The organism is Methylocella sp. (assembly GCA_037200525.1).
In the GTDB taxonomy this organism is placed as follows: Bacteria; Pseudomonadota; Alphaproteobacteria; order Rhizobiales; family Beijerinckiaceae; genus Methylocapsa.
In genome coordinates this window covers 225,513-249,167 of the sequence record JBBCGG010000001.1, presented here as the reverse complement: position 1 = coordinate 249,167, position 23,655 = coordinate 225,513, and the positions used below count along the sequence as shown (strand labels likewise).

Annotated in this window: 18 protein-coding genes and 4 pseudogenes; 13 read left to right on the top strand and 9 right to left on the bottom strand. The window is 60.8% G+C overall.

The window, feature by feature from the left end; all coding sequences use genetic code 11:
* Nucleotides 1-76: 76 nt before the first annotated feature.
* Nucleotides 77-834 (bottom strand): IS5 family transposase gene (locus tag WDN46_01205; GenBank protein ID MEJ0092087.1). Its coding sequence is split into 2 segments (ribosomal slippage): nucleotides 77-495 and nucleotides 495-834, totalling 759 coding nucleotides; the frame shifts between segments, so codons are not numbered across the junction.
* A 115-nt stretch (nucleotides 835-949) separates the two neighbouring features.
* A complete protein-coding gene (locus tag WDN46_01200) occupies nucleotides 950-1,189 on the bottom strand; it encodes a hypothetical protein (GenBank protein MEJ0092086.1) in 240 nt (79 codons plus the stop codon).
* Here WDN46_01200 and WDN46_01195 point away from each other — a divergent pair.
* Nucleotides 1,164-2,324, top strand: a complete 1,161-nt coding sequence (locus tag WDN46_01195) for an oxalate decarboxylase family bicupin (GenBank protein MEJ0092085.1) — start codon at nucleotides 1,164-1,166, stop codon at nucleotides 2,322-2,324. The two genes, WDN46_01200 and WDN46_01195, sit on opposite strands and share 26 nt — an antisense overlap.
* A 176-nt stretch (nucleotides 2,325-2,500) precedes the next feature.
* Here the strand turns inward: WDN46_01195 and WDN46_01190 are convergent, their stop codons facing one another.
* Nucleotides 2,501-3,793: an ArgE/DapE family deacylase gene (locus tag WDN46_01190; protein MEJ0092084.1), complete on the bottom strand. Its 1,293-nt coding sequence runs from the start codon at nucleotides 3,791-3,793 to the stop codon at nucleotides 2,501-2,503.
* A gap of 272 nt (nucleotides 3,794-4,065) precedes the next feature.
* A complete protein-coding gene (locus WDN46_01185; GenBank protein MEJ0092083.1) occupies nucleotides 4,066-5,493 on the bottom strand; it encodes a PLP-dependent aminotransferase family protein in 1,428 nt (475 codons plus the stop codon).
* Nucleotides 5,494-5,826: 333 nt separating this feature from the next.
* Here WDN46_01185 and WDN46_01180 point away from each other — a divergent pair, with 333 nt between their 5' ends.
* From WDN46_01180 to WDN46_01150, 7 genes and pseudogenes are all read left to right on the top strand, one after another.
* On the top strand, nucleotides 5,827-7,176 hold the full coding sequence (locus tag WDN46_01180; protein ID MEJ0092082.1) for an aspartate aminotransferase family protein: 1,350 nt from the start codon (nucleotides 5,827-5,829) through the stop codon (nucleotides 7,174-7,176).
* A gap of 38 nt (nucleotides 7,177-7,214) precedes the next feature.
* Complete coding sequence (locus tag WDN46_01175; GenBank protein ID MEJ0092081.1) at nucleotides 7,215-8,348, top strand: M20/M25/M40 family metallo-hydrolase; 1,134 nt, start codon at nucleotides 7,215-7,217, stop codon at nucleotides 8,346-8,348.
* Between the two features lie 242 nt (nucleotides 8,349-8,590).
* Nucleotides 8,591-10,072, top strand: a complete 1,482-nt coding sequence (locus WDN46_01170; protein ID MEJ0092080.1) for an ABC transporter substrate-binding protein — start codon at nucleotides 8,591-8,593, stop codon at nucleotides 10,070-10,072.
* A 30-nt stretch (nucleotides 10,073-10,102) separates the two neighbouring features.
* Complete coding sequence (locus WDN46_01165) at nucleotides 10,103-11,044, top strand: ABC transporter permease (protein ID MEJ0092079.1); 942 nt, start codon at nucleotides 10,103-10,105, stop codon at nucleotides 11,042-11,044.
* Nucleotides 11,044-11,934, top strand: coding sequence for an ABC transporter permease (locus WDN46_01160; GenBank protein ID MEJ0092078.1), 891 nt, complete (start codon nucleotides 11,044-11,046; stop codon nucleotides 11,932-11,934). The genes WDN46_01165 and WDN46_01160 overlap by 1 nt, the downstream gene beginning before the upstream one ends.
* The gene (locus tag WDN46_01155; protein MEJ0092077.1) at nucleotides 11,931-13,592 is read left to right on the top strand and encodes an ABC transporter ATP-binding protein; all 1,662 of its coding nucleotides are present in this window, start codon (nucleotides 11,931-11,933) and stop codon (nucleotides 13,590-13,592) included. Before WDN46_01160 ends, WDN46_01155 begins: the two co-directional genes overlap by 4 nt.
* 202 nt (nucleotides 13,593-13,794) lie before the next feature.
* Nucleotides 13,795-14,237 (top strand): annotated as a pseudogene (locus WDN46_01150) (IS5 family transposase).
* 114 nt (nucleotides 14,238-14,351) lie between these two features.
* Here the strand turns inward: WDN46_01150 and WDN46_01145 are convergent.
* Together WDN46_01145 and WDN46_01140 are read right to left on the bottom strand one after the other, a co-directional pair.
* On the bottom strand, nucleotides 14,352-14,975 hold the full coding sequence (locus WDN46_01145) for an IS5 family transposase (GenBank protein MEJ0092076.1): 624 nt from the start codon (nucleotides 14,973-14,975) through the stop codon (nucleotides 14,352-14,354).
* Nucleotides 14,942-15,079 (bottom strand): annotated as a pseudogene (locus WDN46_01140) (transposase). Before WDN46_01140 ends, WDN46_01145 begins: the two are co-directional and overlap by 34 nt.
* Before the next feature lie 114 nt (nucleotides 15,080-15,193).
* Here WDN46_01140 and WDN46_01135 point away from each other — a divergent pair.
* From WDN46_01135 to WDN46_01120, 4 genes and pseudogenes are all read left to right on the top strand, one after another.
* Entirely contained in the window at nucleotides 15,194-15,547 is a 354-nt protein-coding gene (locus tag WDN46_01135; protein MEJ0092075.1) for a transposase, read from the top strand.
* Nucleotides 15,544-15,888, top strand: coding sequence for an IS66 family insertion sequence element accessory protein TnpB (gene tnpB / locus WDN46_01130; protein ID MEJ0092074.1), 345 nt, complete (start codon nucleotides 15,544-15,546; stop codon nucleotides 15,886-15,888). The genes WDN46_01135 and tnpB overlap by 4 nt, the downstream gene beginning before the upstream one ends.
* 74 nt (nucleotides 15,889-15,962) lie before the next feature.
* Nucleotides 15,963-17,555, top strand: coding sequence for an IS66 family transposase (locus WDN46_01125; protein MEJ0092073.1), 1,593 nt, complete (start codon nucleotides 15,963-15,965; stop codon nucleotides 17,553-17,555).
* Nucleotides 17,556-17,573: 18 nt separating this feature from the next.
* Nucleotides 17,574-17,912: pseudogene (locus WDN46_01120) on the top strand (IS5 family transposase).
* A 30-nt stretch (nucleotides 17,913-17,942) separates the two neighbouring features.
* Here WDN46_01120 and WDN46_01115 read toward each other — a convergent pair.
* Nucleotides 17,943-18,599 (bottom strand): annotated as a pseudogene (locus tag WDN46_01115) (transposase).
* Between the two features lie 40 nt (nucleotides 18,600-18,639).
* Entirely contained in the window at nucleotides 18,640-19,797 is a 1,158-nt protein-coding gene (locus WDN46_01110; GenBank protein MEJ0092072.1) for a DUF262 domain-containing protein, read from the bottom strand.
* Between the two features lie 587 nt (nucleotides 19,798-20,384).
* Between WDN46_01110 and WDN46_01105 the strand changes: the two genes are divergently transcribed.
* Nucleotides 20,385-21,553 (top strand): IS3 family transposase gene (locus WDN46_01105; GenBank protein ID MEJ0092071.1). Its coding sequence is split into 2 segments (ribosomal slippage): nucleotides 20,385-20,649 and nucleotides 20,649-21,553, totalling 1,170 coding nucleotides; the frame shifts between segments, so codons are not numbered across the junction.
* A gap of 214 nt (nucleotides 21,554-21,767) precedes the next feature.
* On the opposite strand, the gene WDN46_01100 is transcribed toward WDN46_01105, so the two are convergent.
* Nucleotides 21,768-23,630 carry a hypothetical protein gene (locus WDN46_01100; protein ID MEJ0092070.1) on the bottom strand — a complete coding sequence of 621 codons (1,863 nt, stop codon included), beginning with the start codon at nucleotides 23,628-23,630 and terminating at the stop codon, nucleotides 21,768-21,770.
* Nucleotides 23,631-23,655: the final 25 nt, after the last annotated feature.

Here is a 23,655-nt window from a genome sequence, read left to right as displayed (position 1 = left end):
CGATCAGCTTATTCTACCAATTCGTTCTGGGCGGCGACAACAACTTCACATTTGTTTGGCATATTAGGGTCCAGACTCACAACCAGTAGCAAACGGTAGCGGCGATGCAGACTGTGGCGAGGAAGTTTATGGCGTTTCGGTCGTAGCGGGTAGCCACGCGCCTGAAGTCTTTCAGGCGGCAGAACATGCGTTCGATGGCGTTGCGGTTTCGATAGAGGAAGGGCGAGAAGCAGTTCTTCCACCTGCGATTGGCCTTGGGCGGGATATTCGGCATAGCTCCGCGCTCCTCGACCTGCCGACGGATCGCATTTGCGTCGTAGCCCTTGTCGCCATGGAGGATTTCGCAAGGAGGAAGTCGCGCGATAAGCTCCGCGCCCGCCGAGCAATCGGCGATTTGGCCGCCGGTGAGCATGAAAGACAGCGGGCGGCAGTCCGCATCGGTCAATGCGTGGATTTTGGTTGTGCGCCCGCCGCGCGAACGGCCGATGGCCTGATTCTTCTCCCCCCTTTGCCGCCACTGGCCGAGCGATGCGCCTTGACCGCCGAGGAGTCGATGAGGACCTGCGCCGGCGGCCCGCCTGCTTGCGCAAGCGCGTGGAACAGATCGATCCAAACGCCCTTAGCAGCCCAGCGAACGTAGCGATTGTAGAGAGTCTTCTTTGGCCCGTACTCCAGCGGCGCGTCAATCCAGCGTCCGCCAGATTTCAGCACATGAATGATCCCGCTGACCACCCGGCGATCATCGACGCCCGCCTTGCCGCGCGTGTCCGTGGGAAGATGCGGCGCGATCTTCGCGAACTGCGCGTCCGTCAGCCAGAATTGATCCCGATTCATAGTCGCTTCCTTTCGGAAGCTGTGAATCACAATCCGCCTGTCACGCCAACCATTTTATGGGTCTGGGCCCTAAGGATATGAACCGAAATCCATGCGGCGACGCCGATCGTCGCCACTAGCCTTCCTGCGCAACGCCGCGGTCGCTTTCCGTTACAGGATTCACATTGCGCTCACTGATGACGGCGTGGTCTGCGAACGATGTCCCCGCTGCCGAACGCGCATCAGAAGGCGTTTGAAAAAATTCTGCCAAAGTTGCGCCAAGCCTTCGGGCGCGGCTGGCATTTCCTTGCGTTTCGCGATAGACCAAGAACAACATTTCGTCATCAACGATGATTGCTTTGAAAGGTGCGGCCATGTCCAGTGAGAGTCCCGTGCAGCCGATTCGCGGAAATAAAGGAGCCACCGATCCTGGTCCGCGGAACGTCGAGCTCGATCGTCAGAATCCGGATGTTCTGATATCACCCGAGACAGATAATGGGTCACTGCCGAACCTGAAGTTTTCGTTCGGCATGGCGCACAATCGCCTTGAGGAAGGCGGATGGGCGCGCGAGGTTACAGTGCGTGAATTGCCTGCGGCGAAATCCATGGCGGGCGTGAACATGCGGCTGGATTCTGGCGTGGTGCGTGAACTCCATTGGCACAAGGAAGCCGAATGGGCCTACATCTTACAGGGCAACGTGCGCTTTACGGTTGTCGATGCGGACCGCAACGTGTTCATTGACGATCTGAAGCCCGGCGATGTCTGGCTGGTCCCTGCCGGCATTCCACACTCCATCCAGGGCCTTGAAGGCGGCTGCGAGTTTCTGCTGGTCTTTGACGACGGCAATTTCTCGGAAAACGAGACGCTGCTCATCACGGAGTTTATGGCGCATATGCCGCCGAGCGTCGTCGCCAAGAATTTCGGGGTGGCGGAGAAGCACTTCGCGAACATTCCGAAGTCGGAGAAGTATATCTTTCGCATGCCCGTGCCTGGCGCGCTTGATGTCGTGCGCAAGCAGCTTCCTGACAGCCCGCCGCCGCTCCCCTTCACCTGGCATGCATCGGAACACCCAGCGGCGAAATATGACGGCGGCTCGACCAAGGTCATCGACGCGACCAATTTCCCTGAAACCTCGATGTCCGCGTTGATTATCGAACTCGAACCCGGCGCAATGCGGGAGCTTCACTGGCACCCCGATGCCGATGAGTGGCAATATTATCTCGAGGGCGAAGCGCGGATGACGGTCTTCAACGCCACCTCCAAAGCGCGCACGTTCAACTTCCGCGAAGGCGACGTCGGATATGTGCCAAGGACGATGGGACATTATATCGAGAACATCGGCGCGACGACGATGCGTTGCCTCAACGTCTTCAACAAGCCAAAATATACGGACGTATCCCTCAACAACTGGATGGCGCTGACGCCGCCGGATCTTGTTCGCGGGCACCTCAATGTCGATGACGCCGTGATGAACGCGCTTCGGCGGGACCGACGCCCGGTTGTTCGGTAGACTTCGCCGAGCCCGAGTTCGAGAACCAAAACCTTCTCGACCTAGGTCTTGCAAACGTCGCGGTTGACCGGCCCGTCAAGCTCCCACGGCGCGATCAGTTCTGCTAACGCGCTAGCGGGCTGCGGGCGAGGCCGCCCGCAGCCCGCTAGGCGTTAGGTGAGTGGCTGGCGGACCGCTCATCTGTGCGGGATGGCGCGCAGGCCGCACCAATTGGCGATGAACGTCGCGATGACGACCGTCGTCCGCTTGAGAGTTGCAAGGTCAAGATATTCGTCGAAACCATGGGATCCCGCGCCGCCCGGCCCATAGGAAAGGCTGGGGATGTCGTAGTAGCGGCCATAGAAGCGGCCGTCGGTTACTGCCGGGAGGATCGATTCCTGCGGCTCGGACCTGGCGACCGCGCGATGGGCTGCGCGGATCGTTTCTTCGAAGGCCGACCCAGGCTCGAGCACATAGTCGTCGGCCTGGAATCCATTCCAGACGATTTTGGGTGGATTATCAGCCAGGAAAGCGTCGGCTTTGGCCGCTTTCGCTATGACGCCGGCGAGCTCGTCGCGAAACTCCGCAAGGGACATACCCGGCAGCACTGCGATGCGGCAATCGACCTCGCACCAGGCTGGCGTCGAGCTCGCCCAATCGCCGCCCCGGATCTTGCCGGGATTGAACTTTATCGGGTTCTTGACGCGCTTGAACCAAGGGTGAGTCTTGACCCGTTCGTTCAGTTCGAGCGCATAGGCCTGTATGGCCTGAATCAGGCCGAAGGCTGAAAGAATTGCGTTGGTGCCTGTCTCGGTCTGGGATACGTGCACCGGCTGGCCCGAGATCTGGAGGCGGAACCACATGACCCCCAGGGTGCCGCGGAGGACGGCGCCGCCGGTCGGCTCGGGTATAAGACAGGCGTCGGCGCGGTAGCCGCGAGCAAGGGTCGAAAGGGCGCCGTTGCCTGTGCTTTCTTCTTCGGTGACGGTTTGCACATAGACGTCGGCGGCGGGCGCGTAACCGGCTGTGCGGAGCGCGTCGAGCGCGAAAATCATGGCGCTCACGCCGCCCTTCATGTCATGGGCGCCGCGCCCGTACATGCGGCCTTCCTTGACGACCGCCCCGAAGGGAGGTTCGGTCCACATCTCGGCGGGTCCGACTGGCACCACGTCGACATGCCCTTGCAGGATCAGGCTGCGGCCGCCCACATCGGGGCTGCGCAGCGCAGCCACCACCTGCACCGCATTCGAGTAATCCGTGTCCATCACCGGCGAATAGCCGGGCAGGTGGTTCATCGCGACATCGGCCAGCGCATAACGGTCGACCGCCCAGCCACGCGCCGCAAACTCCCGCGCCAGCCAATCCTGACACGGACCTTCGCGCCCGCGCAGACTGGGAAAGCCAACTAGGATCTTGAGCCATTCCAACTGAGAGGTCCAGTTGGTCTCCACGGCGGCGGCTAAATCGATCGATTGGAGCTGAACGTTCAAGGCGAATCCTTTGCAGCGGAGCATATTCCGGGCAAAGCGGAGCAAGGCCTCGCCGGTACATGATCGAGATCATCAAGCGACAGAGCGAGCAGGTCGGCTTGGAGACGGCGACCCGTCGAACGGGAATGCCGTAACGTCCGACCGCTCCAACGCCCATCGAGAGAGCAAAATGAGACGCCGTTTCCTGTCTCTCCGCTGCATAATCCGCACCAGCCGCGGCCGGAGGTGCGCCCCGATGGGGCATCGCGGCAATCGGTCGCGCGGGACACGCTCTACGCTTCGGCATGGCGTGAACTAACTTCGTCGAGAAATCGATAGAGGCGCGGATCGTCGGCCTGGGCCACGTTGAAGCGGAGCCAGGGCGTTGGCTGCTGGTCGGGCCGGAACAAGTAGCCTGGCGCCAGCATGATCCCTTTGGCGGCCGCCTGCTTCGCCACCTCCACGACATCGGTGCGGAGACCAAACCCCGCCCAGACAAACATGCCGCCCGTCGGCCGATGGAAGATCGTGAGTCCGGCTGAGGCAAGCCCCTTGCAGACAGTTTCCTGCGCCAACGTCAGCCGTTCGCAGAGGCGCGCGAGATGCAGTCTGTGGTGACCCTCGACAAGGATGGCGTGCGCGACTTGCTCGGTGAGCTCGGAGCTGGTTAGGCCGCCCGCCATCTTGTGGTAGAGGACGCGCTCCACCACCTCGTCGTTGCCGGCGAGGAACCCGACGCGCAGGGTCGGCGAAATGCTCTTCGAGAAGCTGCCGATATAGATGACGCGGCGGAGCTGATCGAGGCTCGCCACGCTCTGCGCGGTCTCGGCGACCAAATCCGCGGAGAAATCGTCCTCCACCACGTGAAAATCGCATTCCTCGGCGAGCCGCAGGATGCGATACACGACCGCCGGCGAGCAGCTTGTGCCGGTCGGATTATGTAGATTGGTATTGGTGAAAAATACCTTCGGGCGGTGCTGCCGGGCAAGAAGCTCCAGCATGTAGAGGTCCGGTCCCTGCGGCGTGCGCTCCACGCCGACCATCTTAACGCCCATCGCCCATAAGGCCGGGAACAGATTGCAATAGCCTGGGTCGTCGACGAGCGCGGTGTCGCCTGGCTGCAGCAGGGCGCGCGCCGCTAGGTCCAAAGCCTGGCTCGCTCCCTGGGTCAGCACGATCCGTTTGGCGTCACAGTCGATGTGGCGATGGGCGAGCAGTAGCTGAATCTGTCGCCGCAATGGCGCATAGCCAAGAGGATTGCCATAGCGAGTGAATGCGACGTTCGGCTTCTTGGCCACCGTCGTCAGCGCCTGCTTGATGCCGTCGGCGAATACGAGACTCTCCGGCAACCAGCCGCATCCTGGCCGCAAGACCGCCTTTTCGTCCTCATAGACGCGCTGCAGAAGCCAGAGGGAGTCCACCGAGGCGGCGCGGGCCGGCAGTTTGCGCGGCTCGCTCTGTCGGCCCGTCGGCCTGGGGCGGCCGCTGACGAAATAACCGTTCGCGCGGCGCGCCTCCAAATAACCCTGCGCCACCAGCCGATTATAGGCGTTGGATACGGTCAGCGTGCTGACGCCGCACTGCTCCGCCAGACGCCTTACCGAAGGCAGGCGTGCGCCGCCCCGCAGGTCGCCATTGTCGATCTTTTCGGCCATCGCCTCAAAAATCTGGGTAACCAACGGAACGGCTCCGCCCGTATCGACAGCTATCATATGGTCCATCGGACCGCCCTTCGCGAGTCAGCTGTATATTTACAGTTGGGGCTCTAATTTTGCTTCGGCTCGCGGCCGGACGCAAGAACCGCCTCTTGCACTTTCGATGAGCAGTTTTGCGGAAATAATGACCAGTGCGCATTTGACCGACAACTGTATTAATCCAGGCGCCAATACAGCCGCGGCGGCAAGATCGCCGACTGTATATATACGATGATGGTTAGGAGTCCTATCATCGCGTTCGTCGGACAGCCGAGGGTCGCCTCGCGCTTCCACCCAAATTCCGCCCAGGGGACCGCGCGAATAAACTGGCGGGCGCCTGCTCTAGCCACCGGAGGACCCATGGATCAGTCTCTCATCGACCGCGCCGCCGCGCTTCAACTCAACGTCGATCCCCTGTGGCTGCCGTTTACGCACAATCGCCGCTTCAAGAAGAACCCAAACCCCCGCTTTATGGCGTCGGCGAAGGGAGCTTACTACCAGAACGTCGACGGCCGCTCCTTGTTCGACAGTCTGTCGGGTCTGTGGTGTTGCCCGATCGGCCACGGCCACCCCAAAATTGTGGAGGCGCTGAAGCAACAGGCCGAAACGCTTGATTATGCCCCGCCTTTTCAAATCAGCAATCCAGTCACGGTGCGTTTGGCCGAGCGCGTAGCTGGCATGGCTCCTGCCGGTCTCGATCGGGTCTTCTTCACGAATTCGGGATCGGAAGCAGTCGACACAGCGCTCAAGATTGCGCTCGGCTATCACCGCCTGCGCGGCGAGGGGCACCGTTTCCGCATGATCGGCCGCGAGCGCGCCTATCATGGCGTCGGTTTCGGCGGCCTCTCAGTCGGCGGCATGGTAGGCAACCGCAAAATGTTTGCGCCGGCGCTGCTGCCGGGCGTCGATCACCTTCGCCACACCTACAATGCCGCGGAGATGGCTTTCTCGCGCGGGCAGCCGAACTGGGGCGCTGATCTCGCCGACGACCTGGAGCGACTCGTCGCATTGCACGACGCTTCGACCATCGCGGCGGTGATCGTCGAGCCGGTGCAGGGCTCGACCGGACTCGTCGTGCCGCCGCAGGGCTATCTGGAGCGGCTGCGGGAGATCTGCACCAAGCACGGCATCCTGCTGATCTTCGATGAGGTCATCACCGGCTTTGGACGTCTCGGCGAGACCTTCGCCGCCGATCGCTTCGGCGTGGTCCCGGACATGATCACTTTCGCCAAAGCGATTACCAATGGGATCGTTCCTATGGGCGGCGTGATCGCGCGCCAGGAGATCTATGACGCGTTCATGATAGGGCCGCCGGACGCGATCGAGTTCTTCCATGGTTACACCTATTCCGGCCATCCTTTGGCCGCCGCGGTCGCTCACGCGGCGCTCGACATTTTCGAAGAAGAGGATTTGTTCGCTCGGGCGCGAGCGCTCGAGCCGGTGCTGGAGGACGCCGTGCACTCTCTCGCGGGCGAGCCCGGCGTTCTTGACGTCCGCAATATTGGGCTCGCCGCTGCGGTCGATCTTGCGGCGATGTCTGGCGAGCCCGGCCTGCGCGGGCTGAGCATCTTCGAGCAAGGCCTGACCGAGGGCGTTCTGCTCCGCGTTAGCGGCGATACCATTGTCATGGCGCCGCCCTTCATCTCCACGCCGACGGAGATCGAGACCATGGTCGAGACTCTGCGCAAACTCATCCGCGCCAACCATTAAAAGGGCGGGGCCTCCTTGCGTCAAAGGATCCCGCTCTCATGAATCCCGCCCAACTCCCTTTCGACGTCGAGGCCATGCTCGCGGGACTGCGGCCCTGGATCGAGTGCGAAAGCCCGACCTGGAGCGCGTCCGCCGTCGACCGGATGATCGATCTTGCGACCGCAGATCTCGCCGAGATGGGCGCCGCGATCGAGCGCATCCCGGGCCAAGGCGGTTTTGGCGGCTGTGTGCGGGCTCGCTTTCCGCACCCTCTCGCTGGGCAGCCCGGCATAATGGTCGCCGGACATTTGGACACGGTCCACCCGATCGGAACCTTGGCGAAATTGCCTTGGCGGCGAGAGGGCGAAAAGTGCTACGGCCCCGGCATTCTCGATATGAAGGCTGGCAACTACATCTCGCTCGAGGCGATTCGCCAGCTTGCGCGGGCAGGCGTCTCGACGCCATTGCCCATTACCGTTCTCTTCACTCCCGACGAAGAAGTTGGCACGCCGAGCGCGCGAGCGCTGATAGAGGCCGAGGCGGCGCAGCAAAAATACGTGCTGGTGCCGGAGCCCTCGCTCGCCGATAACGGCGTCGTCACTGGCCGCTACGCCATTGCCCGTTTCAATTTGGAGAGCGCGGGCAAGCAAAGTCATGCCGGCGCACGGCTTGCCGACGGCCGGTCCGCCATCCGCGAGATGGCGCGGCAGATCCTCGCCATCGAAGCCATGACCACAGAAGACTGCACCTTCAGCGTCGGCGTGGTGCATGGCGGCGAATGGGTGAACTGCGTCTCCTCGCTTTGCACCGGCGAGGTCCTCAGCATGGCCAAGCGTCAGGAGGATCTCGATCGCGGCGTCGAGCGCATGCTGGCGCTTTCCGGCTCCCACGACGGCGTGACCTTTTCGGTGGCGCGCGGCGTCACGCGGCCGGTCTGGACGCTGGAACAACCAGGCACGATGGCGCTCTATGAGAAGGCGCGCTCCATCGCCAAGGGCCTCGGCTTCGATCTTCCGCACGCGAGCCAAGGCGGCGGATCGGATGGGAATTTTACTGGAGCCATGGGCATTCCGACGCTCGACGGGCTCGGCGTGGTCGGCGGCGGCGCCCATACTCTTAAGGAACACATAGAAGTGCGAAGCCTTGTCCACAGGGGACGCTTGATGGCCGGGCTGCTCGCGGCGCTGGATTGAGCGTTGCGGAGAAAAGTTGGTACGGGAGTTGCTCAGAACCGCGACGTCGAGCGCATCGCCTCTTCGACGCCACGCGATTCGATGCTGTTTGGAAATTCAGTAGATAACCGGAGCATGCCTTGCCTCATTGTCGCGTTTGCCAACCTCCGGCCTACAAGAAACCTATCCTGAGCATTGTTGTTTTTATCGCCTTGGCGATCGTTTCTATTTCCGGTTTGAATGCAAAGACGCTGACGGTCGTGATGCATTCGGATTTACGCGTGATCGATCCGCTCCTTACGACAGCATATATCACGCGCGACCACGGCTACATGGTCTATGACACGCTGCTCGCGATGGATGCGAATTTCGAGGTCCAGCCGCAAATGGCGAGTTGGAAAATCTCGGACGACAAGCTCACCTACACGCTCAGTTTGCGCGATGGCCTCAAATGGCACGATGGCAATCTGGTGACTGCGGCGGATTGCGTCGCCTCCATCAAACGTTGGGAAACTCGCGACGGCATGGGCCAGAAACTCGCTGACTTCACCGCGAGTCTCGAGGCGACTGACGACAAGACGATCACGTTGAAGCTGAAGGAGCCTTACGCGCTAGTGCTCGCCTCGCTCGCCAAGCCTTCCTCGCTCGTTCCATTCATGATGCCAAAGCGCATCGCCGACACGCCCGCCGACAAGGCCATCGCCGAGCAGATAGGCTCGGGGCCTTTCAAGTTCGTGCAATCCGAGTTCCAGCCTGGCGTGAAAGCAGTCTACGTCAAGAACACGGATTACGTCCCTCGCTCCGAACCGCCGAGTTGGACTGCGGGAGGCAAGGTAGTCAAAGTCGACCGGGTCGAGTGGCTGGCGATGGCCGATCCGCAGACGGCGGTCAGTGCGCTGCAATCGGGCGAAATTGACTTCTTGGAGGCGCCTCCAATCGACATGCTGCCGTTGCTCGAGGCCGACAAAGAGATCGTAATCCGCAATCTCAACGAGCTCGGCTTCCAGACGATCGGGCGCGTCAACTTTCTCCATCCGCCGTTCGACAATCCGAAGATTCGCCGCGCCGCGCTGCTTGCGATGAATCAGAAGGATGTTCTTGACGCTTTAATAGGCAATCCAAAATATTACAAAATTTGCGGCGCCATCTTCGGGTGCGGAACGCCCCTCGCGACAGACGTCGGCTCGGAATCGCTTGTCAAGGGCACCGGCATGGCGGAGGCAAAGAAGTTGCTCGCGGAGGCCGGCTACAACGGCGCTCCCGTGACGCTGTTGGCCGCTACCGACCTTAACAAAGCGGAGCCGATCGTCGCGGCGCAGCTCTTGCGCCAGGCGGGCTTCAATATCGACCTGCAGGCGACCGATTGGCAGACTCTCGTGACCCGCCGCGCCAACCAGAATCCTCCGAGCGCCGGCGGCTGGGACATGTTCTTCACCTACTGGGTCGGCGCTGACATTCTGAATCCGGTCGCGGACGTCATGCTGAGCGGTCGCGGCAAGAGCGGCGGCTGGTTCGGCTGGCCCGACGATCCGCAGATGGAAAAGCTGCGCGACGCCTACGCCCGCTCGACATCGCTCGAGGAGCAGAAGAAGCTCGCCGCCGAGATTCAGGCGCGCGTCATGGAGCAAGGCACCTTCATCCTGGTTGGGCAGTTCGAATCGCCGAGCGCTTGGCGCGACAGCCTCAAGGGCGTCCTCGAAGGGGCGTCGGTCCCGGTTTTCTGGAACGTTGAGAAGACCGACTAGATCAAGGTTAGCGGAGCGCGAGGAGAACAGATGTTCGGGTATCTTGTGCGCCGCATCCTCGCTGCGATCCCCGTCATGGGCGTCGTCGCGCTCTTCGTGTTCTTCCTGCTGCGCCTGACTCCGGGCGATCCGGCCGCCATCATCGCGGGCAATTCCGCTACTCCCGAGCAACTCGAGCGGATCCGCAGCGCGCTTGGCCTCAACGAGCCGCTTCATACGCAATTTTTCACCTGGATCTGGCGACTGCTGCACGGCGACTTCGGGGTCTCGCTGATTTCGCAGATCCCGGTCATGCAGCTGATCGGGCAACGCATCGAGCCCTCGCTGACGATCGCGCTGTCAACCATCGTGCTTGCCGTCCTGGTTGCTGTTCCGCTCGGCGTCGTCGCAGCCTGGAAGCATAATAGCTGGATCGATCGCGCCGTCATGGCGCTCTCGGTGTTCGGCTTCTCGGTTCCCGTCTTCGTGATCGGCTATGTGCTGGTGCAGATTTTCGCCATCGATCTTAAGTGGCTTCCGGTGCAAGGCTTCCGCAGCCTTTCGCGAGGGTTTTGGCCTTTCTTCGAACATGCCCTCCTGCCGACCTTGACGCTCTCCTTCATCTATGTCGCGCTCATCGCGCGCATGACGCGCGCCGCTATGCTCGAGGTTCTCGGCGAGGATTATGTTCGCACCGCCCGCGCCAAGGGCATAGGCGAGGCGTCCGTGCTGTTGCGTCACGGTCTACGCAACGCCGCCGTGCCGGTGATCACTGTGATAGGCGCCGGCTTCGCTCTCCTGATCTCAGGCGTCGTCGTGACTGAGAGCGTGTTCAACTTGCCCGGCATAGGCCGTCTCACCGTCGATGCGGTCCTCGCGCGGGACTATCCAGTCATCCAGGCGATGATCCTCCTGACCAGCGGCCTCTACGTGATGATAAACCTCGCCATCGACGTCGGCTACGCCTTCCTCGATCCGAGGATCCGCTACTGATGCGCGCGCAAGCTTTTTCCAAGGCGCCCGCGTCCACGCGCCCGCGCCTGTTGTCGGCGCTCAACATCGTCGTTTCGGCGCCGGTCGTCGCGCTCGCCGCGCTCTTCTTCGCGCTGGTCGCAGCATCCGCTATTTTCGCGCCCTGGCTTGCGCCGCATGACCCGCTGCAGCTTATGCCGTCGCTGCGGCTTAGCCCACCCAGCGCCGATTTTCCTCTCGGGGCCGACGCCTTTGGACGCGATCTCCTGTCGCGCATTCTCTACGGCGGTCGCATCTCATTGCTTTTGGGCGTCAGCTCGGCGGTCGTCAGCATCAGCATCGGACTCGCCATCGGACTCGTCTCCGGCTTTTTCAAATGGGTCGACGCTGTTTTGATGAGGATCATGGACGGGTTGATGGCGATCCCCAGCATTTTGCTCGCGATCGCCGTGGTCTCCATCTCCGGCGCGAGCGTCAAAACGGTTCTGGTGGCGATCACCATTCCGGAGGTGCCGCGAGTTGCGCGCCTGGTGCGCTCGATCGTGCTGACGGCGCGCGTCGAGCCTTATGTGGAGGCCGCGATTTCGGTCGGGACCAGCTTGCACAAAATCCTATGGCGTCACCTGATGCCGAACGCGATCGCGCCGCTGATAGTGCAGGGCGCCTTCATCTGCGCCTCGGCGATCCTCACCGAGGCGATCCTGTCCTTCGTCGGCGCCGGCATCTCGCCGGAAACGCCGAGTTGGGGCAACATCATGGCCGAAGGCCGCTCGTTCTTCCAGCTTAAGCCCTCGCTGATCTTCTGGCCCGGTCTAGTGCTATCGGCGACCATCCTCTCCATCAACGTGCTCGGCGACGCCGCGCGCGACGCGCTCGATCCGCGGATGAAGCAGCGCGAGAGCGGGACATGAGGTCGGCCATAAATAGTTCTGACGGCCCTCTAATTCTCGACATCTCCGATCTCAGCGTCAGCCTTGGCAGTCGACGCGATAGCCTACGCATCATCGAGGATCTCTCGCTCCAGGTGCGTCAAGGCGAAACGCTTTGCCTCGTCGGCGAGAGCGGCTCGGGCAAGTCCGTCGCCTCGCTGACAATCATGGGGCTTTTGCCCAAGCGGACTCTGGTCCCCGCCGCCGGCCGCATCAGGCTCGCCGGCGAAGACCTGCTTGGCGCTACGCAACGGCGCTTGCGTCAGCTGCGCGCCACGACCATGGCGATGATCTTCCAGGAGCCCATGTCCGCGCTCAATCCCGTCCTCACCGTCGGGCGGCAGATCGATGAGGTGCTGCGCGCGCATAGCCAACTCGACGCGAGGGCAAGGCGTCGGCGCATCCTCGATATGATGGAGCAGGTGTATCTGCCGGATGTTGAGCGGATATTCGCCTCCTATCCGCACCGGCTCTCCGGCGGACAGAGGCAGCGCATCATGATCGCCATGGCGCTGATCCTGAAGCCGAAGCTTCTCATCGCTGACGAGCCGACGACCGCGCTCGACGTCACAACTCAGAAGCAGATCCTCGCGCTCATCCGCGAGCTCCAGGAAAAACAAGGGGCCGCGGTCCTCTTCATCACCCATGACATGGGCGTGGTCGCCGAGATCGCTGATCGGGTGGCGGTGATGCGGCGCGGCAAGCTGGTGGAGACGGGGGCGCTCTCGCAAATCCTAGCCGAGCCAGAACGCGACTACACCCGCAAGCTGCTGGCGGCGGTGCCGAGCCTCGCGCCCCGCGCAGCCCGGCCGGCAGCTCGCACGCCGATCGTGCTCGAGACCATCGATCTTGAGAAAGTGTATCGCGAGCGCTCCATGCTGAGGGCCGGGCGCGAAGTCGTCGCCGCTGAAAAGATAACGCTGACCTTGCGCAAGGGCCGCACCCTCGGCGTTGTCGGCGAGAGCGGCTCCGGCAAATCGACAGTCGCACGCTGCATCATGCGGCTTATCGATCCGACCTCGGGCAGCATCCGCGTCGTTGGCAGCGAGATTTCGTTCCTATCGCGGCGTATGCTGCAGCCCCACCGGAAGCGCATCCAGATGATCTTCCAGGACCCCTATCGCTCGCTCAATCCGCGCGTTACCGTCGGCGAGACGATCGCCGAGGGGCCCGTGAATTTTGGCGCGCCTCGGGCCGAGGCGCTAGCCCGCGCCCGCGAGCTTCTCGAATTGGTCGATCTGTCGGGCGATGCGGCGACGCGCTACCCGCATCAATTCTCGGGCGGCCAGCGCCAGCGCATCGCCATCGCTCGGGCGCTCGCGATGGATCCCGACATCCTCGTCGCCGACGAAGCCGTGTCGGCCCTCGACGTCTCAGTCCAGGCCCAGGTGCTGAAGCTTCTGGACGATATCCAGAGCCGGCTCGGCGTCGCGCTCCTTTTCGTCACCCATGACCTCCGCGTGGCCGCGCAAATCTGCGACGATGTGATCGTGATGCAGCGCGGGCGCATCATCGAGCAGGGACCGGCCGGCGAGGTTTTAACCAATCCACAGCAAACCTATACGCGCCAGCTCATCGAGGCGGCGCCGGGACGGAACTGGGATTTCGCTAATTTCCGGCCGGCCGTTACGGTGCCTTAGCGGTTTTTGCTGAATTCCCCCTCCGCCGCCCAATCGCGCTGACGCGACCGCTCGCACGACATTCGCGGGCCTCCGTCAGCTGTTTCGATAGTTCTTGTAGATCCGCTCCACGTATCTAGGCCGTTGTGACGAATTCGGCGTTTGGGGGATTCTCGCGAGGATCTTTCCATGATTCAAGGCTGATTTTTGGAGATCAGCCTTGATGATTCGGGATGTCGATGCGCTGCGAGACGATCAATGGGAGCGGCTTTGTGATCTTGTGCCAGGCGGAAGAGCCGGCCAGCGCGGGCCGCGCTGCGACAATCGACGCTTCGTCGACGCGCTGTTATGGATGGCCCGCTCGGGCGGCCGCTGGCGCGATCTGCCCGAACGCTTCGGCGACCATCAGGCGGTGAAACGCCGCTACTATCGCTGGATCGAGCGCGGCGCCTTGGACGGATTTCTTGAGGCATTCACCGCCGAGGCCGATCTCGAATGGCTGATGATCGACTCAACAATCGTGCGCGCCCATCAGCACGCGGCCGGCGCAAGGATCGCCAAAGGGGGGCGGATGCCCAAGGCCTGGGCCGCTCTCGCGGTGGTTTGAGCACCAAAATCCACGCCGCGACAGACGCACTCGGCAACCCCGTTCGGCTCCTTCTCGGTAAGCGCCAAGCTGGACCCATATGGCGGAGCGTCTGACGAGCAGGTATTTATGCGGGAGCTGCAATAAATGCCGGTTTGAACTTCTATGTCTGCGCATAGGTCTAGGCTCAGGACTCATTGATTGAGATAGAAGAGGACGGCGGCTGCGATGCAGATGGCGGAGAAGAAGGTGTGGGCGCATCGATCATAGCGGGTTGCGATGCGCCGCCAGTCCTTGAGCTTGGCGAACATGTTCTCGATTTTGTGACGCTGGCGGTAGAGCGTCTTGTCATAGGCAATGGGAAGCTTGCGGCTTCTGGTTGGCGGGATGCAGGGCTCGACGCCCCTGGCCTTCAGCGCGGCGCGGAACCAGTTGCTGTCGTAGCCCCTGTCGGCGATCAACATTGAAGCGGGCGGTAAAGCCTTGAGCATCAGCCGCGCGCCCTTGTGGTCGCTCATCTGGCCCTCCGAGAGCAACATGACGAGGGGCTTGCCGGCGCCGTCGCAAACGACGTGGAGCTTCGAGTTCAGTCCGCCTTTCGTGCGCCCGATACGGCGGGGAAGAGCCCCTTTTTGAGCAGGCTCGCCGCTGTGCGATGCGCCTTCAGATGCGTGGCGTCGATCATGATGCGCTCGGGCTTTGGACCTTCGCCAGCGAGCGCGGCGAATATGCGGTCGAAGACGCCGAGCCGGCTCCAGCGGATGAAGCGATTGTAAAGCGTCTTGTGCGGCCCGTAATCCTTGGGCGCATCTTTCCATTGCAGGCCGTTGCGGATCACATAGACGATTCCGCTGACCACCCGACGGTCGTCAACCCGCGGAACGCCATGCGACAGAGGAAAATGCGGCGCAAGCCGCGCCATCTGCCGCTCGCCCAACAAAAACAAATCACTCATCCCAGCCTCCCCATGCGGAGACCAGGAATCACATCTCAGGCAAATTTAATAGGTCCTGAGCCTAGGGATAGAAGCTTCCATATGATCGAGGTGCTTCCTGATCGTCTTGAGGGAGCACCGTCGCAGCTGCGGCGGCGATGGTCGGACGAGATCAAAGAACAGGCCGTAGCTGCATCTCTGGTGCCTGGAGCGAATGTCTCGGCGATCGCCCGAGGCATCGGCATCAGTCCCGCGCAGCTTTTTGATTGGCGGCGCATGGCCTTACGTAAGGGATCGGCCAGCCTGCCAGCGCCACCGGCGGATGCATCTCTTGAAGTCACGCAGCCCACGCCTTGCGTTATCGAAATTGTTGTCGGCGGCGTTGTCATCCGCGCGGATGCGACGGCCGACGAAACACATTTGCGGCGCGTGATCCGCGCGGTTCGTTCGGCATGATCCCATCGGGCGTCAAAGTGTTTCTGGCAAGTCACCCGATCGATTTTCGCAAGGGCGTAGACGGTTTGCTGTCCCTGGTCCGTGACAGCGGCAGCGATCCATTCGATGGCGCGCTTTACGTCTTCCGTGCAAAAAGGGCCGACAGAATCAAAATTGTATTTTGGGATGGATCCGGCGTTTGTCTTTATGCGAAACGTCTTGAGAAAGCGCAGTTTTGCTGGCCGAAGATCGGGCATAGCCGGATTCAACTCAACCAGGCTCAGTTAATGGCGCTGGTCGATGGGATGGACTGGAAACGCGTTCACGCGGTGGCAGTGAAACGGCCGGAGTTTGCTGGATAAAACGCCTGCGACAGAGTGAATCGGGCGTTTCAATAGGGCGGCAATCGCGGGCAAAATGTGCTCTTATGAGCCCCATGGTAGTGCCTGGCTCCAAGCTCCCCGACGACGTTGATGCGCTCAAGGCCATGGTGTTGGCCATGACTGAAAAAGCGGCTCGCGCGGAAGCTCTTGAAGCCGAAGTTGCCGATCTCAAAGCCTTGAATGCGAGCGCCGACGAACGCATCGCGCGACTGACCTCCATCCTCAAGGCATTGGAACGGGCAAGGTTCGGGCGCCGCTCCGAGAAGCTTGGCTCGAAAGCTCTTGATGACGAACAGAGTGCCTTCGTCTTCGACGAGATTGAAACGGGGATCGGAGCCATCCAGGCCGAACTCGACAAGCGGCCCAGTCCCGATAAGGCCAAACGAGCCGCACGTCCCCGCAAAGGTTTTGCCGCCCATCTCGAGCGGCTCGAAATCGTCATCGAACCGGACACTCTTCCCGAGAATGAAGGCAAACAGAAGATCCTGATCGGCGAAGATGTCTCCGAGCGGCTCGATGTCACGCCGGCCAAGTTCCGCGTCATCGTCACGCGCCGGCCTAAATACGCATTCAAGAATGAGGATGGTGTCATCCAGGCTCCAGCGCCGGCCCATATCATCGAGGGCGGCGTTCCGACGGAAGCTCTCCTGGCGCTTATTGCCGTTTCCAAATATGCCGATGGCCTGCCGCTTTACCGGCAAGAGGCCATCTACACGCGCGACAAGGTGGAACTCAATCGCGCCCTGATGGCCCAATGGATGGGCCGGCTCGGGTTTGAACTTGAGATCCTCTCTGAACACGTCCTCACCCGGATCAAACAGGCGGAAAGAATCTTCGCCGACGAAACGACCTTGCCGACCTTGGCGCCCGGTTCCGGCAGCACAAAGACAGCCTATCTCTGGGCCTATGCGAGAGACGATCGCCCCTTTGGCGGCAGCGGCCCGCCGATGGTTGCCTATCGCTTCGAAGATAGCCGGTCTGGCGATTGTGTCGCCCGTCATCTCGGTGGTTATAGGGGCATTCTGCAGGTCGACGGATATACGGCCTACAATCGCCTCGCGAGGCCAGACCGCGGCAATGACGCCGTCACGCTCGCGGGATGTTGGAGCCATGTCCGGAGACGATTTTACGAACTGCACGTCAATGGCAGCTCCGAGCTTGCCACGGCTACGATTGAACGCATGACCCATCTATGGGAGGTCGAGGAAAACGTCCGGGGCAAAGAGCCAGAAGTGCGCGCTGCGGCCCGGCAAGAAACTGCGGTGGCGATCGTCGCTGATCTGTTCAGGCTTTGGCAAGATGCGCTCCCACGTATCTCCGGCAAGTCTAAGCTCGCCGAGGCGATACGTTACGCCATCTCACGCCGGGCGACGCTCGAACGCTTCCTGAATGATGGCCGCATCGAGATCGACTCCAACATCGTAGAGCGTGCAATCCGGCCGCAAACAATCACACGAAAAAACTCACTCTTCGCCGGCAGCGATGGTGGAGGCCGTACTTGGGCATCCATAGCCACATTGCTGCAAACTGCAAAAATGAACGACATCGATCCTCAGGCCTGGCTCACCCAGACACTCGAGCGCGTCGCAAACGGCTGGCCCAATGCCGAAATCGATGCCCTCATGCCCTGGAAATACGCCGCCTGAACGGCCTCGGCTAAGCGCTTACCCCTTCTCGGACCTGGGCAGCGCAACGACATCACAAAAGCGCACGCCCTGATCGAAGGCTTTGCGGCCGATGCGATCATCGCCGATAAAGGTTATGACGCCAATCACTTGCGCAAGGCTGTTCTTATGCGTGAGGCTGAGCCGGTGATCCCATCAAAATCCAATCGCCGCGCGCCGCTCCCCTACGACAAGGCGCTCTACAAGGAGCGCAATCTCGTCGAGCGTTTCTTCAATAAACTGAAGCAGTTCCGGCGCGTCGCAACCCGATACGACAAGCTCCTCGCAAACTACCGAGGCTTCGTATTGCTCGCCGCTATTGCTATCATGCTCAGGTAATTCGTCACTACTGCCTAGGGTCCAGACTCGCAACCAGTAGCAAACGGTAGCGGCGATGCAGACTGTGGCGAGGAAGTTTATGGCGTTTCGGTCGTAGCGGGTAGCCACGCGCCTGAAGTCTTTCAGGCGGCAGAACATGCGTTCGATGGCGTTGCGGTTTCGATAGAGGAAGGGCGAGAAGCAGTTCTTCCACCTGCGATTGGCCTTGGGCGGGATATTAGCTCCGCGCTCCTCGACCTGCCGACGGATCGCATTTGCGTCGTAGCCCTTGTCGCCATGGAGGATTTCGCAAGGAGGAAGTCGCGCGATAAGCTCCGCGCCCGCCGCGCGAACGGCCGATGGCCTGATTCTTCTCCCCCCTTTGCCGCCACTGGCCGAGCGATGCGCCTTGACCGCCGAGGAGTCGATGAGGACCTGCGCCGGCGGCCCGCCTGCTTGCGCAAGCGCGTGGAACAGATCGATCCAAACGCCCTTAGCAGCCCAGCGAACGTAGCGATTGTAGAGAGTCTTCTTTGGCCCGTACTCCAGCGGCGCGTCAATCCAGCGTCCGCCAGATTTCAGCACATGAATGATCCCGCTGACCACCCGGCGATCATCGACGCCCGCCTTGCCGCGCGTGTCCGTGGGAAGATGCGGCGCGATCTTCGCGAACTGCGCGTCCGTCAGCCAGAATTGATCCCGATTCATAGTCGCTTCCTTTCGGAAGCTGTGAATCACAATCCGCCTGTCACGCCAACCATTTTATGGGTCTGGGCCCTAGTACCTGGATGCGACCAAACAGCTTTGACCGCTTATTCGCACCAGTACCCACGTTCTGCTTGAAACCGGTGGACTGTCTCGCCTCTATAATGACAGCATTGATTCGTTGCGAATCTCCTGCTTCGATGTGGTCTAACGTGTGCGCAAAGGAGCAGACCATCGCTTCGTAGTATGCAGGCGCTAAACCTCCTATGGCCTTGTCATTCTTGAACTTGCAGAAAGCGCCTTCCCCCGAGACCCTTTCGATCGCTGTGAAGACGCGATTGAAGATCTCTTCCTGCTTGTCGTAATCAAATTTTTTGGCCCCTAGAAGGACTCCATCCATGTAGCCATTGAGCCAGTCTGCAACGTTGCCGTGATAGAACTCGGCTCCATCATTTGCAGCGAAGAACCGAAGGACTAGCTCTTCACGACCTCGCTTCTCTTGGTCAGAATCTGCGAGTGTTTCCGTCAAGCGCTGGAACTCCGGCTTTTCCGAAAGCCGGATCAGAAATTCGTAGAACGCGATGCCGGCCGGGCCAAAAATACGGGCGGAGCAGTTCCGGAGTTCCTGTTCGCTCAGTTCAGACCCACCGGTATTCAACCGCTTGAACATCTCGTACCGCAGAAAATCACGACTTTGACGTTTGATGATGAGCGCGCGAACCGCTGACCGTTTCAGTTGCAGGCGCAGAGTGAGCGGAAGCTGATCGAAAGTCAGGCCGTTAAGTTCGGGCACAATATCGCAGCCCACGAGTTGCAACGGCTCTTTATCTATGACGCTAGCATCGATGAATTGAGCCATTGAGCTTACACGCTGGAGCCCGTCGATAAGCTCGTAACGGCCGTCCTCGTTCTCGATGAAGAAAATCGGCGGGATTGGTAGTCGGAGGAGAACCGATTCGACCAGTCGCGACCGTTGTTCGTCAGACCACCTGAAAAGCCGCTGATACTCGGGGTCGATCCGGATCTCATTATCGCGCTTGAGATTGACGATTTCCCCGAAGCTTAGATCGATGGCGTCGGTTCGCACTTCACCGATCTTCGCGTCAATAGCATTTAACAGGCGTGTTTGCGCCTCGCCGTGCTCAGTCGCAGATTTGGCAGCAGGGGCGGGATCGCTGGGGTTAGCGTTATCTTCGGACATCGTTCGACGATACTCGTACCCGGCTGCACGTCAATACCGCCGTGAACTGCCGAGAAGCCAACGGCCAGATTTGTGATTGCAGCCACTTACGTTCCGCTTTTTCGTCAGGCGGCTCGGCCTCAAATTTTAAAGGCACTTTGTGATCGCCGAGAACATCGCTGGCGTCAGAATACAAGCCATCTATCGGCAACTGAGGACCTTATGAGTTGTCCTGCTTCCTTGCGACCGCCGAAGGAAGGTCCTTTGGCTCGATATGACGCTCAGACTCAAGTGCGCGAGCCTTCGCTTGGGCTGCTGCTATTTCGCGACGACGAAATCTTTCAGCCGGAACTTTTAGCCGGTTGGCACGTTCGGCATGGCTTCGCCAGAGGATGACTGCTGAGATGTCTGGTATTGGAAGACAACTTGGTTGCCGGCAATCTTCATGACCGCGCCAAATTCGCGGGCGGTTCGATGCTCCCACTGTATGAAATTTCCGTTGTGCATGCTCCAGTAGTCACGTATCACGCCGCCAAGGTCGTGGTCTGCCCCCTGAAAAGTGATCCTCCGTGAAGTATGGGCTTATGAGCCTGATGGAGGACTGCGCAATGCCGAGGAAAAGACACAAGGCGGAAGAGATCGTCGCGAAGCTACGGCAAGTCGAAGTGCTTAGCGCGCAAGGGCGACCGGTCGCGGAGGCGATCCGCTCGATAGGGGTGACGGAAGTTACATACTATCGATGGCGGTCGGAATACGGCGGCCTGAAGGGCGATCAGGTGAAGCGGCTGAAGGAGCTGGAGGCGGAGAATACGCGGCTCCGTCGAGCGGTGTCCGATTTGACGCTTGAGAAGCTGATCCTGAAAGAGGCTGCCTCGGGAAACTTCTGAGCTCCGCGCGTCGTCGCGCCTGCGTGGAGCATGTGATCGCCGAACATGGCGTTTCCGAGCGGTTCGCTTGCCGGGTTCTCGGTCAGCATCGCTCCACGCAGCGCAAGGTTCCGACCAAGCCCGATGACGAAGCGGCATTGATCGCCGACATCACGGCGCTCGCCATCCAGTACGGCCGCTATGGCTACCGCCGCATCACGGCGATGTTGTGGGAGCGAGGCTGGAAGGTCAACGTCAAACGGGTCGAGCGGATCTGGCGACGCGAGGGGCTGAAAGTTCCGGCCAGACAACCCAAGCGCGGGCGTCTCTGGCTCAATGACGGCTCGTGCGTCCGGCTGCGCCCGCAATGCCCCAACCACGTCTGGTCCTATGACTTCGTCGAGGACCGCACTCATGATGGCAGGAAATATCGCATGCTGAATATCATCGACGAATTTACCCGCGAATGCATCGCGATCAGGATTAACCGGCAGCTGAAGGCAGCGGACGTCATCGACGTTCTCTCGGACCTCTTCATCTTGCGAGGGGTTCCGATCCACATTCGTTCCGACAACGGCCCGGAGTTCATCGCCAAGGCGTTGCGTGACTGGATTGCCGCCGTCGGCGCGAAGACCGCCTACATCATGCCGGGCAGTCCCTGGGAGAACGGCTATTGCGAGAGCTTCAACTCGAAGCTGCGCGACGAGCTTTTGAATGGTGAAATCTTCTACACTCTCAAGGAGGCGAAGGTCGTCATTGAGCGATGGCGACGCCACTACAACACCGTGCGCCCGCACTCATCGCTGGGCTACAAGCCGCCAGCCCCGGAGACCCTGCAATGGCCGGCTTCGCAATCCGGACCAGCTTCGCCCGCCACGCCAGCAATAGCGCCAGGGCCGACAATGCACTAACATTCAAACTGGATCACCCCATGGGGGCAGGCCACCGCCAGCCTCAAGCTTCCTTTGCAGCTCAATAAGACGAACGCACAAAAAGCGCTGAACCGACTCAGAGCATTGTTTAATGAGACGGACGTGAGCTTTCGCTGGATTAGAACATTCGGCGCGAGAGCGCGTAGAACGCTGAAGACCAAACATTGGCCGGCAGGTGAGGTCAACGCTGTAGTCAGGCGTGATTGGATGGTCCCCCCGGAGCCAAACAAGTTCGCGATCGCTGCTGCCGCCAGCCGGATGATCGCAACAAAGCCGGCGCTAAGTATCGAGATCTGCGTGGAGACCGCCGAGAGCGCGCTATTGACCAGCGACATGTATGATTCCTCTTGGCCGCGATTCGGCGCTCAACAAGATCGAGGGGCGATCGGGGCGCTTCAATTAGGTTGGGTCGACAGTCCCCATTGCGATCTGGCGCAATGCCGTCAGACTGGGAAGGAAGAAATATTCGCCTCCGCGTCTCAACGAATTGCGGCAGGTTGGCGCAGATGAATGGGGGGACGGTCCCCGCGGGATCTGACGGAATCACGAACTTTGCGCCCGAGCGGCGCATTCCCACAATGGGGTCGGTATCGTTGCCGACGTTGAAGCTATCGCCATATTGAATCCATTGCTGCTGGATGAATTCGAATTGATTGAAGAGACTCGCGCAGATCGCCATGAAGATGAAGCCGTGTTCACTCGCGTCATCCGCGACGCCGGAGGCGCCATAAGGCAGACCGCGCCGCAAAATGCGCCGGCGATTGCTTAAAGCGGAAGTCGCGGACTTCCCGGCAGGATAGGAGCCGAGCAGAGGATCGAGTGAGTCTCGAGGATTGGAGCGACGTATATGCGCCGAGACTGGGCATTTGGCGCCCTCGATATCCTCGCTGTATCGAAAGTCAATGAGAAGGTGTTCGTACTCCGCGAGCCGAGCCATCTCGGATGCGGTGCGATTGGCCCCCTTGAGTTGGATCGCAGGGATGTCCGCCCATTTCATTTCAAGGTTCTGACTTTCTTGAAAGGTGGCAGCAACCACGAGAGGAATGCCATTCGACCACCGCCCCATCATTTTGGCGCGGATAGTTTCTTCCGCCTCGGATTCCGTCGCTGTCGCGACCCGCTGATCAAACACAGCGGCCTGCTGCCTCACGTAACCTCCGAAGCTAGCTATGTTCTGGTGCAGTTTGCGGTAGACCATGAATGTGCCGTTCCGCTTGAACTCCATCGGCATCGCCGTTGGCGGCAATTCCTGCGCCTCATTCGGATATCCAAGGATAAATTCGCCGGGGGCCAGTGGAGCCCAGCCCTTGTTGTCAGGCAAAAGCTTACCGTTGCCCGTGACTTCCGCTGCTTCGACGCCAGTCTTGTATTGCCCGACAAAGACCGGATCGCCGATGCCATTGACGAAGCCGAAATGCTCCTTCGCGGTCGGCGCCATCCGGCCGGGCGCTAGTTCCTGCATCAAGGCGGCGGAGTCCTGGTAAGCGGCTTCGGTTCCCCGATGCCCTTTTAAAAGCGTGACGCCCCCGGATTCCACCGCGGCCGTTCGCAGCCACTCCGTCCGCTCATCCAGCGTCCGCTCATCCAGCGCGTCAACTGGCGCGCCATCCGGCGCGACCTGAGAGCTAAGCGAGACGCAGAAATGCACCTCACAGCTTCGAGCTTCGCGCGCGGCCACCCAGATCGGATCCCATTTCGCCGGAGAATTCTCTTCAACATCGCCCAGAATGCTGCTTCGCTTGGCCATGCCGTCGATGAATTCGGGCGGCAATTGGCTAAGGGTGCGGGTGGGAAGCTCCAAAGCAAGAAGGCCCAGGAACGAGATGCCAATGTTTACGGCCACCAGCGGACGCTGCGGCGCGCCGGGATTTCCAGCAGCGGCCGCGGCCCAACGTTCCGCTGTGGTGACCGCACGCCTTATGCGTTCGATGAATCGCCGCCCGGCGGCCGCGTTGCCGATATTGAAGAAGAGGTGCCTCGCCACAGGGAAACCAATGCGGCCGTAAGGGCGGATAATATTGCCCTGAATGTCGGCAAGGTCGAGTTCCCGCGTCACAGCCAAGCCCCTCATGATTTTACGC